This is a genomic window from Myxococcus xanthus (assembly GCF_013116825.1).
Lineage (GTDB): Bacteria > Myxococcota > Myxococcia > Myxococcales > Myxococcaceae > Myxococcus > Myxococcus xanthus_B.
On the sequence record NZ_JABFNS010000081.1, the window covers coordinates 1 to 15158 of the forward strand.

Here is a 15158-nt window from a genome sequence, read left to right on the forward strand (position 1 = left end):
GAGCCCCCTCCCCCGTCCTCGGGTGGCGCCCTCGCGGAGCCCTCCCAACGTCGCTTCCACTGGCTGCCCCCCGTGGGGACGTGGAAGTACCACCTGCTGCTGAGCGCCGTGGCCCTGTTCATCCTGGGGCCCCTGGGCGGCATCGCCGCCTCGTACATGAACTTCAGCGTGGGCTTCTTCGTCGGCGGCCAGGTGCTGGCCGGCATCCTCGGCAGCGCCGTCACCTACGGGTACGGCGCGGAGGGCAAACACGGCGCCAACTACATGCAGACGATGGCCGCGTCAGTGGCCTCGCTGTGCGCCATGTCCGTGCTCATCCAGTCCATGGTGTGGCTGGGCATGGAGATGCCCGCGGCCTGGCAACTCATGCTCTTCGTCGGCTGCGTGGGCATGTTCGCCGTGGGCGTGGGCATGCTCTACACGCCCCTGCTCGTGGACAAGCTCCAGCTCGACTATCCGTCCGGGCTGGCGGTGGCCAACATCCTGCGCGCCCTCACGGACAAGCGCCTGCTCAAGGCGTCCATCTCCAAGCTGGGCGGCGGCACCCTGCTGGGCGCCCTGGCGGCGTGGATGACGGAGAAGGTGGCCTTCGTCGCCTCCATCGGCACCAGCGCGGCGACGCTGGGCGCGGGCATGATTGTCGGCAGCCGCATCACCGTCCCCGCCATCGTGATGGCCGTCATCGGCGCGGTGCTGGTGCCCACCCTCCGGGAGATTGGCTGGCTCGGCCCTCAGGACCCGTTCCGTAAAATCGGCTTCGTCATCGGCCTGGGGATGATTTGCGGCGCGGCCGTGGTGGACCTGTCGCTGCTGGCGGTCCAGGCGGCGAAGCGCATCCGCGAACGGGCCTCGGTGAAGGACGAAGGGGAAGAGGAGTCCTGGAAGAAGGTCAACATCCCCCGGCTGCTGGCCTGGGTGGGTGTCTGGGGCGGCGCGACGCTGGTGGTGGGCACGCAGGTGCTGAATCAGCCCGTCGGCTGGCTCCTCTTCGGCATGCTGCTCGCCCTGCTGTTCGTGCTCATCAACGGCATCTCGTTCGGCATCACCGACCAGAACCCCATCTCCAGCGCCTTCGTCATCTCCGTGCTGCTGATGTCCATGATGGGCCTGCGCGTCCCGCTGGTGGGCATGATGGCCGCCACCATCCTGCTCATCTCCACGTCGGTGGGCTGCGACATGCAGCAGGACCGCTCCACCGGCTGGCGACTGGGCACCAACCGCGCCACCCAGTTCCGCTATCAGGTGCTGGGCGTCATCATGGGCGCGCTGCTGTGCGTGGGCCTGGCGCGCGTGTTCATGACCGCCTACCCGGCGCTCACCATCAACCAGCTCGACAACCCCAACGCCGAGGTGGGCCAGTGGGGCTCCGCGATGACGTACAAGCTGGTGGGCGCCATCCGCGACCTCGGCTCGCTGTCGCAGGCCGTCGTGAATGCCCTGCTCCTCGGACTGGCCATCGGCTTCATCTACGAACTGCTGCGCAAGGTGGTGCGAGGCAACGCGCGCTACCAGCGGTACGTGAAGGGTTCCCGAAAGGGCTTCGCCGTCGGCTGGACGGTGGACGCCATCCTGCTCCCCAGTCCCTACGCGTCGTCGTTCGGCGGCTTCGTGGCGTTCCCGGTGTCGCTGTGGTTCGGCGCGGGCGGCATCGTGACGTCCGTCTGGAACACATTCTCCAAGCGTGGAGAGCCCGCGGTGAGTGGCAGCCCGGGTGAGGGCGAGGCCCTTCCGGAGGACATGAGCACCATGTCCCTCATGGGCGGTGGCCTCATCGCCGGTGAGTCGCTGTTCTTCCTCATCGCCGGCCTCATCGGGCTCGCGTCGCTGTTGGCGTAGCAACACCTGCACGGGCCCTCCCAGAAGCGCAGGGTCCGTGCAGGGGGCCGAGTTGACAATTCTCCGAGCCCCTCGCATCTTCTTCGCCGTGAGCTTCGTCATCACCACCACGACCACCGGCACCACGACTCGCTTCGGCGGGCGTGGAACCGTGCGCGTCACGTGGTGAGCTGACGAACGCACGGTTCCCTGCCCCGCCTTCTCCGGCCGGGGCAACCGTGCGCTCGCTCAGCGCTCCGACCGGATGGCGTTTCACCCTTCCGAATCGGAGACGAAGCAATGCTCGACGAACACGACCACCGCGCGCTGGGCCAACGCCTGGACCTCTTCCACCTGCAGGAAGAGGCACCCGGCATGGTGTTCTGGCACCCGCGCGGACTGGTGCTGTACCGGCTGCTGGAGGAGCACGTCCGCCAGCGCATGCGCCGCGAGGGCTACCAGGAAGTCCGTACCCCACAGCTCTACGCGCAGCCCTTGTGGGAGCGCAGCGGCCACTGGGACAACTTCCGGGAGAACATGTTCCTGGTGGAGGACGGCGCGCGACACCTGGGCGTGAAGCCGGTGAGCTGCCCCGGCCACATCGAACTGGTGCAGCGCATGGCGCCCAGCTACCGCGACCTGCCGCTGCGCCTGGGCGAGTTCGGCCTGGTGCACCGCGCGGAGCCCGGCGGCGCGCTCCACGGCCTGTTCCGCCTGCGGCAGTTCACCCAGGATGACGGCCACATCTTCTGCGCCGAGCCGCAGGTGGTGCCGGAGGTCGTCCGCTTCGCCCGCTCGCTGAAGGACTTCTACGCGGGCTTCGGCTTCGACGACGTCCAGGTGGCCTTCTCCGGCCGGCCCGCGTCGCGCGCGGGGCGCGATGAGCTCTGGGACAAGGCCGAGTCCTGGCTCCTCCTCGCGGCGAAGGAAGCGGGACTCCAGTGCCACATGCAGCCGGGCGAGGGGGCCTTCTACGGGCCCAAGCTGGAGTTCGTCCTGAAGGACCGGCTGGGGCGTGCGTGGCAGTGCGGAACCATCCAACTGGACCTCGTGCTGCCGGAGCGCTTCGACCTCCACTACGTCGACGCCTCCGGGGCCCGCGTCCGTCCGGTGATGCTTCACCGCGCGCTGCTCGGCAGCCTGGAGCGCTTCATCGGCGTCATGCTGGAACACCACGGCGGCGCGCTGCCGCCCTGGCTGGCGCCGCAGCAGGTGGTGGTGGCCGCCGTGGGTGAAGGCGCGGGCGACTACGCCGAGCGCTTCGCCGCGAAGCTCCAGGAGGCGGGCTGCCGCGCCAGCGTGGACCGGCGGGGTGAATCCCTGTCCCGCAAGGTCCTGGATGCCCACGCGGCGGGCGTCCCGTGGCTGGTGGTGGCGGGCGCACGCGAGGTGGCCGCGGGCAACGTCCGCCTGCGGCAGCGGGACGGCGCGCAGCGGGACGTCCCATGGGAGGACGCCGCGGCGGAGCTCGTCGCGTCGTGCCGTCCGGCCCCGGACGCCTGAGGATGGCACCAGGGCGCGAGCGGTGTGGTTCACCGCTCGCGCCCCGTCGCTTCAGACCTGCTGGAGCCGCTCCAGCACCTCGCCCGCGTGCAGGACTTCCTCCGGCACCGTGGCCAGGTCGTCCAGGCTCAAGAGCCCCACCGGCCGCCGCTCACCGTCCACCACCACGAGGCGACGCACCATCTTCTCCTCCATCACCTGTTCCGCCACCTCGAGCGTCGCGTCCACGTCACAGGTGATGACCGTGGCCGTCATCACCTCGCGCACGGGCGTGGTGTTCGGGTCCTGCCCCAGCGCCGCGGACCGCACCGCGATGTCCCGGTCCGTCAGCATGCCCACCAGTTGCCCACCCTCCAGCACCGGCAGGGAGCCGATGTTGCACGTGCGCATCCTCAGAGCGGCGGCCCGGATGGGCTCGCCCGCTTCGATGGTCTCCAGGTTCTTGGTCATCAGCTCGCCAATCCGCATTGCACGCTCCTCGCTTTGCATGACGCCCCTCCCACTCCCGTTGAACCCCGGCGCCCCGCCGTCGCCTCCCGGATTGCGCCTGGCCCTGAAGCGGGGAGCCGGACGAGCTCCCTCACACCTTGCTGCCCACCAGGCGCGACGCTGGGGCAGGATGCGCATCTGATGTGCGCGTGGGCCCCGGTCCGGGCCCGGACAAGGAGCAGGAAGGCATGGTCGACAAGCTCACCCTCAGCGACGACGAATGGCGCAAGCGCTTGAGCCCCCAGGAGTATGAAGTCCTCCGCCGCCAGGGCACCGAGCGGCCTGGCTCCGGGTGCTTCCTGGGCACGAAGACGCCTGGCACCTACGTGTGCGCGGGCTGCGGCAACCCCCTGTTCAAGGCGGGAACGAAGTTCGAGTCCGGCACGGGCTGGCCGTCCTTCACGCAGCCGGTGGCGCCCGACGCGGTGGCGGAAATCCAGGACGTCTCGCACGGCATGATTCGCACCGAGGTCCGCTGTGCGCGCTGCGACGGGCACCTGGGTCACGTCTTCCCCGACGGCCCGCCGCCCACCGGCCTGCGCTACTGCATGAACTCGGTGTCCATGAAGCACGTCCCCGAAGGCCAGCCGCTGGAGCTGGTCAAGGCATAGCCTCCTCACGGAACGGGTGAGCGGGCCGGATGCTGTCCCGGCCCTGCTCCCCGCCCAGAGAACCCGCGGCGCTCAGCCCAGCCAGACGCGGGCGTTGCGGAACATGCGCATCCAGGGGCCGTCGTCACCCCACTCGCGCGGCCGCCACGAGTGCTGCACGGAGCGATGCACCCGCTCTGGATGCGGCATGGTGATGGTGAAGCGGCCATCCCGCGTCGTCAGCCCCGCGATGCCGTGCGGCGAGCCGTTCGGATTGGCGGGATACGACTCCGCCACGCGCCCGTGGTTGTCCACCCAGCGCGTCGTCACCAGCCCCAGCCCGTTGACGCGGGCGGCGTCCTCCGCGCTGGGGAACTCCGCGCGGCCCTCGCCGTGCGAGGTGACGATGAGCATCCGGCTGCCTTCCATGCCCTGGTAGAAGAGCGACGGCGTCTTCGACACCTCCACCAGCGACAGGCGCGCCTCGTACTGCTCGGAGGCGTTGCGCACGAAGCGAGGGAAGTGCTCCGCGCCCGGGATGATGTCCTTGAGCTGCGACATCATCTGGCAGCCGTTGCACACGCCCAGGCCGAAGCTGTCCGGCCGCGCGAAGAAGGCGGCGAAGGCGTCTCGCGCACGCGGGTTGAAGAGGATGGACTTCGCCCACCCACCACCGGCGCCCAGCACGTCACCGTAGGAGAAGCCGCCGCAGGCCAGCACGCCCTTGAAGCCCTCGAGCGACACCCGCCCCGACAGGATGTCACTCATGTGGACATCCACCGCGGCGAAGCCCGCCCGCGTGAAGGCCGCGGCCATCTCCTGCTGGCTGTTGACGCCCTGCTCGCGCAGCACGGCCACGCGAGGACGGGCCCCCTTCGCGATGAAGGGCGCGGCCACGTCCTGGGCCGGGTCGAAGGTCAGCTTCGGCGACAGGCCCGGGTCCGCCGCGTCAGTCCTCGCGGCGGATTCCTGGTCCGCGCAGGTGGGGTTGTCGCGCAGCTTCTGCATCTCGTAGCTGACGCGGGACCACGTGCGGCGCAGGGCCAACGTGTCCTCCGCCAGCAACGTGTCGCCGCCGTGGCGCACGCGCACCTGGAGCGCCGTCACCGGGCGGCCCAGTTCGTGAACGTCCCGTGACAGGCCGTGCTGCGCCAGCACCTCGCGCACCCGCGCCACATCCGAGGCGCGCACCTGCACCACCGCGCCCAGCTCTTCGTTGAAGAGGGCCGCCGTCACGTCACCGCCCAGCGGCGCCAGGTCCACATCCAGTCCGCAGCGGCCCGCGAAGGCCATCTCGCACAGCGTGGCCCACAGGCCGCCGTCGGAGCGGTCGTGGTACGCCAACAGCGAGCCGCTCTCGCTGAGCGCCTGCACCGCGGCAAAGAAGCCACGCAGCAGCGCGGGGTCCTCCACGTCCGGGCTCTCCGGCCCCACCTGCCCGTGGATGTGCGCCACCACGGAACCGCCCAGCCGCTGCTTCCCGCGCGCCAGGTCGATGAAGAGCAGCCGCGTGTCGTCCGCCACGTCAACCAGCTGCGGCGTCAGGGTCTTGCGCACGTCCAGCACCGGCGCGAACGCGGAGATGATGAGCGACACCGGCGACGTCACGGCCTTGCGGGCGCCGCCCTCCTCCCAGACGGTGCGCATGGACATGGAGTCCTTGCCCACGGGGATGGTGAGCCCCAGCGCGGGGCACAGCTCCATGCCCACCGCGTGGACGGCGGCGTAGAGGCTGGCGTCTTCGCCCGGGCTGCCCGCCGCGGCCATCCAGTTGGCGGACAGCTTCACGTCGGACAGCTTGCCGATGCGGGCCGCGGCGATGTTGGTGAGCGCCTCGCCCACCGCCATGCGCGCCGAGGCCGCCGCGTCGATGAGGGCCAGCGGCGTGCGCTCGCCCATGGCCATGGCCTCGCCCGTGGTGCTCGTCACGGTGGACAGCGTCACCGCGCAGTCAGCCACCGGCACCTGCCAGGGGCCCACCATCTGGTCCCGGCTGCTGAGCCCGGACACGGTGCGGTCGCCAATGGTGATGAGGAAGCTCTTGTCCGCCACCGTGGGGTGGCTCAACACGCGCTCCGCCAGCACCGCTAGCGAGCCATCCAGCGTCAGCGGCGCGAACGACACCGGACGCGACGTCACGTCACGGTGCATGCGCGGCGGCTTGCCGAACAGCACGTCCATGGGCAGGTCGATGGGCGCATTGCCGAACTGCGTGTCCCCCAGCTTCAGGGTCTGCTCGGCGGTGGCGTCCCCCAGCACGGAGAAGGGCGCGCGCTCCCGCTCGCACAGCGCGGCGAAGCGGGCCAGGTCCTCTGGTGCCACGCCCAGCACGTAGCGCTCCTGCGCCTCGTTGCACCAGATCTCCACGGGCGACATGCCCGGCTCGGCGTTGGGCACCGCGCGCAGCTCCAGGCGCCCGCCCAGGTCGTTGTCGTGGGCCAGCTCCGGCACCGCGTTGGACAGACCGCCGGCGCCCACGTCGTGGATGGAGCGGATGGGGTTCTTGTCGCCCAGCGCCCAGCAGCTGTCGATGACCTCCTGGCAGCGCCGCTCCATCTCCGCGTTGTCACGCTGCACGGAGGCGAAGTCGAGGTCCGCCGCGCTCGCGCCCTGCGCCATGGAGGACGCCGCGCCACCGCCCAGGCCGATGAGCATCGCGGGCCCGCCCAGGACGATGAGCTTGTCGCCCGGCTGCAGGCGGCCCTTCTGCACGTGCGGCGCGCGGATGTTGCCCAGGCCACCGGCAATCATGATGGGCTTGTGGTAGCCGCGCACCTCCACGCCACCGGGCGTGGGGACCTGCACCTCGTAGCTGCGGAAGTAGCCCGTGAGGTTCGGCCGGCCAAACTCGTTGTTGAAGGCCGCGCCGCCCAGGGGGCCGTCCACCATGATGTCCAGCGCGGAGACGATGCGGTCCGGCTTGCCGTAGGGCTGCTCCCAGGGCTGCTCGAAGCCGGGGATGCGCAGGTGGCTCACGCTGAAGCCGGTGAGGCCCGCCTTGGGCCGGGCGCCACGGCCGGTGGCCCCTTCATCGCGAATCTCGCCGCCCGCGCCGGTGGCGGCGCCCGGGTACGGGGAGATGGCCGTCGGGTGGTTGTGCGTCTCCACCTTGATCATGATGTGGGCCGGCTCGCGCACGGAGCCCCACTCACCGGTTTCGGGGGACGGGAAGAAGCGGTCCACCTCGAAGCCTTCAATGACGGCCGCGTTGTCCTTGTACGCGCCGAGCACGCCTTCCTTGTGCTGGACGTAGGTGTTCTTGATGGCCTGGAAGAGCGAGCGCTCCTGCGGCTTGCCGTCGATGGTCCAGCTCGCGTTGAAGATCTTGTGCCGGCAGTGCTCGCTGTTGGCCTGCGCGAACATCATCAGCTCGACGTCGGTGGGGTTGCGCTTCAGCTCGGTGAAGCGCGCCACCAGGTAGTCCATCTCGTCGTCGGCCAGGGCCAGCCCCAGCTCGCGGTTTGCGGTCACCAATGCCGCGCGGCCTCCGCCCAGCACGTCCACCGTCGTGAAGGGCCGGGGCGTGTGCCCGGCGAACAGGATGGCCGCGTCTTCGAGACGCCCCACCACCGCCTGCGTCATCCGGTCATGCAGCACCGGCGTCAGGCGCTCCAGCTCCACGTCCTGCAACGCCTGCCCGTCGGGGCCCGCGATGAAGAAGGCGGTGCCGCGCTCCATGCGCCGCACCCGCTCGCCCAGGCCGCAGTTGTGGGCGATGTCCGTGGCCTTGGAGGACCAGGGGGAGATGGTGCCCGGCCGAGGCAGCACCAGCAGCAGGCTGCCGGTGCGCGCGCCCGTGGCCACGCGGGGCCCGTAGTCGAGCAGGCGGCCCAGGGTGGCCAGGTCCGCCTCGGAGAGGGGCGCCGGAGCGTCGATGAGGTGCACGAACTCCGCATAGATGGATGAAACGGAGGGCACCCGCTCGCGGCACTGGGCCAGGAGCTTGGCGAGCCTGAAGTCAGAAAGGGCCGGAGCCCCACGCAGGGTGTGCATGCTGGACATGGGTCGAGATCGTGGCTCTGGGTAACAGCGAGGCCGTCCTTATCACCGTGCGTCGGCCCGGCGCGTGAAGAGTTCACGCCGGGACGCCTGCCGGACGTGCGGGCAGGAGCCACGGTAGGTGTCAGCCGCACGTCAGAGCCTGCGCAGCGCTCGTGACAAAGCGGGAAGCACCGCCAACAGACGAACCTGCCCCCCAGGACGCCGGACGGGGCATCGCAGGGGCAAGCAACTTTCACGGCCTCCTTCACGCGCCTCCAGGGAACAACCCCCGCGCGGGAGGCCCCCTCACCCGCTGTGCGTTCGCGCCGCTATGCCGCTTCGCGTTCCGGGACATCCGGAGGCGGCGCCTCCAATGTCGCCAGGTGGGCCCTGGCCAACTCCAGGTTGTCATTGTCCAGCGGGTGGAAGGAGGGGCGCAGGTACTGCCGCAAGCCCCGCCCCAGCACCTGGAACAGCACCGGGTCCTTCCGGTGAGCGCGCCACAGCTCGCGCAGCAGCCCTGTCCACCCCAGCCCACGCTCCTGGCGCAGCAGCGTCACCGTGGCGGCGAACCACAGGGAGAAGAGCGACAACACGGCCAGCACCATCCCCAACACGCGCAGCCCATAGCCCGGTGCCACCTTCCGCAGCACGTCGAAGGCCACCGCCTTGTGCTCAATCTCCTCGGCGGCGTGCCACTCGATGAGGTTGCGCATCGCCGGGTGGCCGTCCGCGAACACGCCCAGCGTCAGCGTGTTCTCGCCCATCAGCGCCGTGTAGTGCTCCAGCGCGGCGGTGATGGACAGCCGCAGCGACGGCGGAAGCTTCGCGTCGATGACGCCCCAGAGAAATGACTCGTACCGCCGCATGAAGCGGTGGATGTCGTAGCCCTGGGACTCCAGCAGCTCGATGTAGTCCTGGTGCTCACGCGCGTGCTTGCCTTCCTGCGCGAAGAAGGCCTTCACCTGCGCGCGCAGCGCGGGCGTGTCCGCCAGCTGCGGCATGTAGTGGTTGACGCTGCGCACGAAGAACCGCTCGCCCTGGGGGAAGAGCATGTTGAGCCCGTTCCACAGGTGCGTGGTGCCAGGGCCATTGCGGTGCCAGATGCGCGGGAAGCTCGCGTCGAAGGGGAACTGGAGGTGCGGTCGCGGCCGGATGCGTCCGGGGTCGTGGGGGGAGACCATGGGGAGCTCTCGTGACGGAAGACCAGGAAGGTTCATTCAAGGGAGTGACCGGCGCCGCGGCTGGGCCCTGTCGACGGCCTCCGCGACGAGCACATCCCGGAAGGCCAGCAGCTTCTCGCGCGTGCCCAGGGCACCACTGCCCGCGAGCGCCGCGAAGAAGCGCTTGCGCACGCCCGAGGGCGTCGCGTGGAGGACCTCCGTCACGCAGAGGGCCACGCCGCCCCCGACGGCCCGCAGCGGCCGCATCGTGTTGAAGAAGAGCGGGGAGTGCCGCGCCAGCGCTTCATCATCGTCGACCTCCAAGGTGATTTTGGACAGCAGGGCATTGCCTCCCAGGGCGGCGGGCACCTGCCGCAGCAAGGGTGTGTAGGCGAAGCCGTGTGTGGTGAAGGAGGGCATCCACCACGGCAGCGCCGGCGAGTACAACGTGGAGAAGATGTCCTTCAGCACGCCGCCGCCCCGCCGCGTCTGCTCCAGCAGGTGCGCGACGTGGGCGGGCGTCATCGGCCCTGTGCGCGTCCGCGAGGGCACCACCGCGATACCAATGCGCCGCCACTTCCGCGCCACGGTGTGCGGCGACGCGGGCAGCACCGGCACCAGCAGCGTGGGATTGTCGACGGGGAACACGCCCTCGCCGGCCCGCTTCACCGCCTGGAGCATCGCGCAGGTGAGGTTCCGGAAGTCGAGCCCCTCCGGCAACTCCACTCGCAGCAGTGGCGACGGCTCCTCGGGACCGGTGAGCCATTCGCCCGGCGCCGCGCGGCCCTCCCTGCGCGGCAACCCCTCCGAGGCCGCCAGCGAGAGCTCGGCCATCGCGGTGCCATCCATCACCAGGTGGTCGAAGCTCAGCTCCAGGGCGCCCGTCGCCGGGTCCACCCTCGCGCCGAACCAGGCGCTCGACGTCAGCAGGTGGGACGTCCAGGCGCTGCCACCTCGCGAGGCGCGGTCCACCAGCACCTGCGGGAACAAGCCGTCCCGGCGTGCCTCGGCCAGCGAGCGGCTGGGCGTGCGCGCCAGCAACGCCGCCACCCCGTCAGGCGTCAGCGCCGCGTCGTCCAGGGACAAACGCACCACCTGGAGCCCACCGTCCTCGCACGTGATGGCGGCGGTGAGGACGTCCGCGTCCAGGACGCGTTGGCGTGCATCAGAGCCTTCACGCCCCAGGCGCGCCACCCAGACGTCCAGGGGCTGGTTCTGCCGGCGCACGCCGCGGCTGTCGCGGTACCAGCGCGCCACACGCGCCAGCAGCACCGGTGCCCACGTCCCGCCGTCCGTCTCCACGCCCAACGGCTGCACCGTCACCATGATGCGGCGCGAGCGGGGCTCGGTCGTCAGGAACTGCTCCCACGTCGTCAGCGCGGGCACCACCTGGGTCGGCCTCCGCGCCGGAAACAGCCGCCGCCACCCGTCGCAGAAACGCACGAGCCCGCTGATGGCTTGACGCGCCACCGGATGCATGTGCGGAAACTGATGCGTCAGCGCAGCATGCACGCGTCCGATGACGCCAACGTCCTGGGCTTCAACCGGAAACGGGAGGGGACCGGATCCGTCCATGGCACACCTCCGAGTGGTCAACGGGGGGATGACCCACGGCATTTGCTGCGTAGCCTACCGGACACGCCACCTGTACCGTCAGGTCATCGCGCGATTTCACCTGCAGCCACGCTATTTTGACCTGCCTGCGCGGGTGAAACACGACTCACGAAGGCGCCCCCTCACGGAGCGCATGGGCAACTCACGCAGCGGGCGTGATACGCAGCGCATCAGTCGGGACGGAATCTTCGCGCGACGTGCCACGTCGGCCGGAGGGAATGTCTGACATTGAATGCAAGCGAGCCCAAACGCCTGCCTTCACCCCAGACACATCCTGGTATTCTTTGACAGCCTGACATTCCCATGCGCTCCCGCCCGGGTGTCGGCTCAGGAGCATCCATGTCTTTCATCCGCCGTCCCTTCGCCTGGAGTGCCGCCCTGCTGCTGACGTTCGCGACCGTCGCGGCGGCTGACCCCATCAGCTCCGGGTCCGAGGCGCTCTGTGAGAACAGCGCGAGCGCCGAGTCCTCGCTGGCCATCTGCTTCCAGTCCTTCTGTGACGAAGACTGGGAGTGCGCGAACGCGTGTCCCAGTGCGCAGACGGCCGCCTGCGTGAACGCCGTGTGCGAGTACACCTATCGAACGGGCGGCGGCACCGGCGGCTCGGGCGGCCCCTTCTGCCCGGCGATGCTCTGTGCGGATGACTCCCACTGTCAGTGTGGAGACCGTCAGGGCTACTGCGGCCTCGACTCCATCTGCTACTTCTAGGCCGCTCGACGCGTCGCTCCGCTCGTCAGGCTCCGGGAAGAAAGCCCGCGCCAGTGAGTCCGGCGCGTCGGTGGACACCTTCCCGGAGCCGCCATGCCACGCCTGCTCGACAGCCTTCCCCTTCTCTACCGCGACCTCCTTCCTGACTTCTTCCGGCAGGACGTTCCCGAGGAGAGCAAGGCCACCTGTTCGAACTGCGCCATGAGCCAGGACTCCGCGCAGGGCGCCGTCGACTCCGTGGACGGCGTGAGCCGCATGTTCCGGCCGGACACCAAGTGCTGCACGTACTCACCGCGCCTGCCCAACTACCTGGTGGGCGCGCTGCTGTCCGATGACCGCCCCGAACTGGCCGAGGGCCGCCGCCGCATGGAGGCGAAGATCGCCAGCCGCGTGGGCGTCACGCCGCAGTGGGTGAAGCCTCCCGCCAAGTTCCAGTTCCTCTACAAGAACGGCCACCAGTTCTTCGGCCGGGCCGCGTCCCTGCGCTGCGGCTACTTCTCCGCGGACAGCGGCGGCTGCACCATCTGGCCCTACCGCGAAGCCGTCTGCTCCACCTTCTTCTGCAAGTACGTGGCGGGCGCGGACGGCCGCAAGTTCTGGATGTCCCTCAAGACGTACCTGACGCTGGCCGAAATCCAGCTGTCACGCTGGACGGCGCTCCAACTCCTCCCCGACTACGTGCTGTCCGGCAGGGACCGCGCGGAGACGCAGCCCGGGCCGCTCACCGTGGAGGACCTGGATGACACCGCGCCGCCCGCCAAGACCTACGCGGCGCTGTGGCAGGGTTACGAGGGACTCGAGCTCGACTACTTCCGGGAGTGCTACCGCCTGGTGAAGGCGCTGCCCCCGGACGGCGTGGAGAAGCTGCTGGGACTGGATGGCACCATCGAGCTGAAGACGCTGGAGAAGCTCCACCACACCGCCGTGGCGCCCAAGCTGCCGCGCACGCTCAAGCTCAACCCCGATGCCACCGTCCAATGGATGCAGGACGGCAGCGTGGCCCTGGGCGCGTACAGCGAATACGACGCCGTGGCCCTGCCCGGCGAAGCCTATGGACTGCTCGTCGACTTCACCGGACGCGAGCCCGTGGACGCCGTGCGCAAGCACCTGCGCGAGAACAAGCAGGCGGACCTGTCCGAGGACGTCCTGCTGGAGCTGTACCGGCACCGCATCCTCGTGGACGCGTGAGGCAAGCGTCCGGCTACGACTGCTGAGCCAGCTCTCCCAGCTCGCGCAGCGTGCGGACGGAGGCCTGGGCGTTGCGCCACGCGAAGACCGTCTCTGACAAGTGGTCCGCCATCCACGAGCAGAAGCCCGGGTCTCCGGCGCCCAGCCACTCCGCGGACTCGGACAGCTCCGTCTCCGCGGCTTCCCACGCGCGGCGGTAGGCGCTGGCCGCGGTCATCAGCTCGGACAAGGAGTGGGTGAAGGCGTCCAGGGCCGCGCGCAGCTCCAGCGGCGCGCTCGGCTCTCCCCGGCGGGAATCGCGCAGCCGCCCCAGGTGGACCAGGAGTCCCTGCTCCAGCGCGGCGGCGGTCCCCAGCCGCGCCTGGGCGCCGTGGAGCAGGACCTGGAGGTCCTCGCCCAGCTCATGCTGCAGCTCCTCGGTGGAGCGCGCCACCGGGCGTCCCAGCCGCGTACACACCGCCTGCCACAGGCTGCTGTACCCCAGGAGCTCCGCCACGCCGCGGCGAACATGGGGCGGGACGCGATCCAGGAACTCGAGCGCGCACTGACGGGCGGAGGTGGCCAGGGGGCCCGCGCCCGGGCCCGCCTTCGCGCACTTCAGCACCCGCCAGGCCCACTGGAGCGTCGTCTCGGTGGAGCGGAAGAGGGCTTCACAACCCGCGCTCAGCGTCCCCGCATGGCTGGCGTCCATCAGCGAGGCGGAGGTCACGGGCACGGCCTGGGCTTCCTCGCCGGAGACCTGCTGCGGGCGTGGATCCCGTTCCGATGAACCGCGGTCCGGCGACATGCTCCGCCTCCCTAAACGCGACGAGCCCCCCAGGTATCGCATGCCCTGCGCACAAGCTCCAACACCCCATCAGGGGAGGGTTCAGGGCGCCGCGCGTGGCCTGAGACGGGCGGGATGCCCGGGGATTCAAGCCAGTGTCGTGTCACACCGGTTGAGAAAAGTCCGGCCGGGCGCCCGGAACGAGACACCCGGCCGGCGCGCATCCGCGCGGCACGCGCTCAGTGAAGGGTGCGCTTGAGACGGCTGAGCCGCTCATGCGTCCGCTTCTGCGCGGGAATCAACTCCATCCGCACGAAGCGCCGATTCTCGCCATGCACCTGGTCCGCGTCGCGCTGGTAGTCGGCGAGGCCATGGTCCTCGCCCTCCTCCAGCGCCTGGATGGCGGCCTTCTCGCCCAGGACGTCCGCGCCGCCTTGGACCAGCTTGGCGAAGGTGCCCCACATGCCAGAGCTCTCCACGGGCTCACCGCCCATCTTCAGGATGCGCTCGCGAATCTCCTCGACCCGGTGCTCATGGTCGTGCTGGCAATACTCCAGCGCGTCACGGGCCAGTCCGTCCGAGACGTGCCCGATCGCCTTGCGATAGGTCTCCACGGCGGAGATTTCGCCGCGCAGGAACGAGTTGAGCGTCTCGACGTCCTTGTTGGTGCTCGCCATCGATGGCCTCCATGGGTGACGGGTGAATCCGGCTTGCCGCAAAAGGTGATGCCCGCTGCCGCATGGGCAACGAGGGCTCGCCTCCCCGCCTCCTTCCAAGGTCTGCGCGGACGTTCACCGGATGGCGCCGTGTCCTGCCCCCAGACGGGCGGACGAGCGGACGCCTCCTCAGGCTGGCCCAGCCCCGCATGCCGCATCGAGGACGACGGGTTGACGCGCGCCTGAAACAGCCGCTAGCGTATGTCTTCGCGATGACGCACTCCCACACACCGACCGCCGCGCCGTTTGCCAGCCGCTGCTGTCCGTCGTGTGCCTGCTGTCGTCAGCCGGACCTGGGTTGTTGACGCGCACACGGGACGCCCTTCCAAGCCTCCCGCCTCGCGCTCTTCCCGGCCCGGTCTCCTATCCCAGGAACCGGGCCGTTTTCGTTTCCTCGCCCAGCCCTGCACCGCTCCCACCCCATGACCTTCACCGCCGACGCCCGTGTCCCTCGCTCGCCCGTGCTCTCCGCCCGGGGTGATGTCGTCTGTGCCACGGGTGGCGCGTGCTGTCTGTGCCGTGCGTGTCCCGCGTGTCCGCCTGCAGGCGGGTGCCGAGCGTCGAGAAGCGTGTAGCGCGTCCTTCTCGAACCTTCTTGCTCGTGCGGCCCGCCCTCGAAAGAGGC

The 15158-nt window shown here is 70.0% G+C and carries 11 protein-coding genes; 5 read left to right on the top strand and 6 right to left on the bottom strand.

Annotated elements, in window-relative coordinates:
- Both HNV26_RS22650 and thrS read left to right on the top strand, forming a co-directional pair.
- Positions 1-1836 (top strand): OPT/YSL family transporter (locus HNV26_RS22650; protein WP_436410054.1); only part of this gene is annotated, 1836 nt, incomplete at its 5' end.
- Between the two features lie 279 nt (positions 1837-2115).
- Complete coding sequence (gene thrS, locus HNV26_RS22655; RefSeq protein WP_171440791.1) at positions 2116-3318, top strand: threonine--tRNA ligase; 1203 nt, start codon at positions 2116-2118, stop codon at positions 3316-3318.
- A gap of 51 nt (positions 3319-3369) precedes the next feature.
- On the opposite strand, the gene HNV26_RS22660 is transcribed toward thrS, so the two are convergent.
- Positions 3370-3807 (bottom strand): CBS domain-containing protein, encoded by a 438-nt coding sequence (locus tag HNV26_RS22660; protein ID WP_237079351.1) that lies wholly within the window; start codon positions 3805-3807, stop codon positions 3370-3372.
- 188 nt (positions 3808-3995) lie between these two features.
- Here HNV26_RS22660 and msrB point away from each other — a divergent pair, with 188 nt between their 5' ends.
- Positions 3996-4418, top strand: a complete 423-nt coding sequence (msrB, locus tag HNV26_RS22665) for a peptide-methionine (R)-S-oxide reductase MsrB (RefSeq protein WP_090489950.1) — start codon at positions 3996-3998, stop codon at positions 4416-4418.
- A 72-nt stretch (positions 4419-4490) separates the two neighbouring features.
- Here msrB and purL read toward each other — a convergent pair whose 3' ends face one another.
- From purL to HNV26_RS22680, 3 genes are all read right to left on the bottom strand, one after another.
- Positions 4491-8399, bottom strand: coding sequence for a phosphoribosylformylglycinamidine synthase (gene purL, locus HNV26_RS22670; protein WP_216612620.1), 3909 nt, complete (start codon positions 8397-8399; stop codon positions 4491-4493).
- Between the two features lie 308 nt (positions 8400-8707).
- Positions 8708-9562 (bottom strand): metal-dependent hydrolase, encoded by an 855-nt coding sequence (locus tag HNV26_RS22675; protein ID WP_171440792.1) that lies wholly within the window; start codon positions 9560-9562, stop codon positions 8708-8710.
- A gap of 36 nt (positions 9563-9598) precedes the next feature.
- Positions 9599-11020, bottom strand: a complete 1422-nt coding sequence (locus HNV26_RS22680) for a hypothetical protein (protein ID WP_253816922.1) — start codon at positions 11018-11020, stop codon at positions 9599-9601.
- Between the two features lie 474 nt (positions 11021-11494).
- On the opposite strand from HNV26_RS22680, the gene HNV26_RS22685 reads away from it, so the two are divergent.
- Positions 11495-11863, top strand: coding sequence for a hypothetical protein (locus tag HNV26_RS22685; protein WP_171440794.1), 369 nt, complete (start codon positions 11495-11497; stop codon positions 11861-11863).
- A gap of 93 nt (positions 11864-11956) precedes the next feature.
- A complete protein-coding gene (locus HNV26_RS22690; RefSeq protein ID WP_171440795.1) occupies positions 11957-13051 on the top strand; it encodes a hypothetical protein in 1095 nt (364 codons plus the stop codon).
- A gap of 13 nt (positions 13052-13064) precedes the next feature.
- Here the strand turns inward: HNV26_RS22690 and HNV26_RS22695 are convergent, their stop codons facing one another.
- Both HNV26_RS22695 and HNV26_RS22700 read right to left on the bottom strand, forming a co-directional pair.
- The gene (locus HNV26_RS22695; protein WP_171440796.1) at positions 13065-13838 is read right to left on the bottom strand and encodes a hypothetical protein; all 774 of its coding nucleotides are present in this window, start codon (positions 13836-13838) and stop codon (positions 13065-13067) included.
- Between the two features lie 218 nt (positions 13839-14056).
- Positions 14057-14494 (bottom strand): DUF2383 domain-containing protein, encoded by a 438-nt coding sequence (locus tag HNV26_RS22700; protein WP_171440797.1) that lies wholly within the window; start codon positions 14492-14494, stop codon positions 14057-14059.
- Positions 14495-15158: the final 664 nt, after the last annotated feature.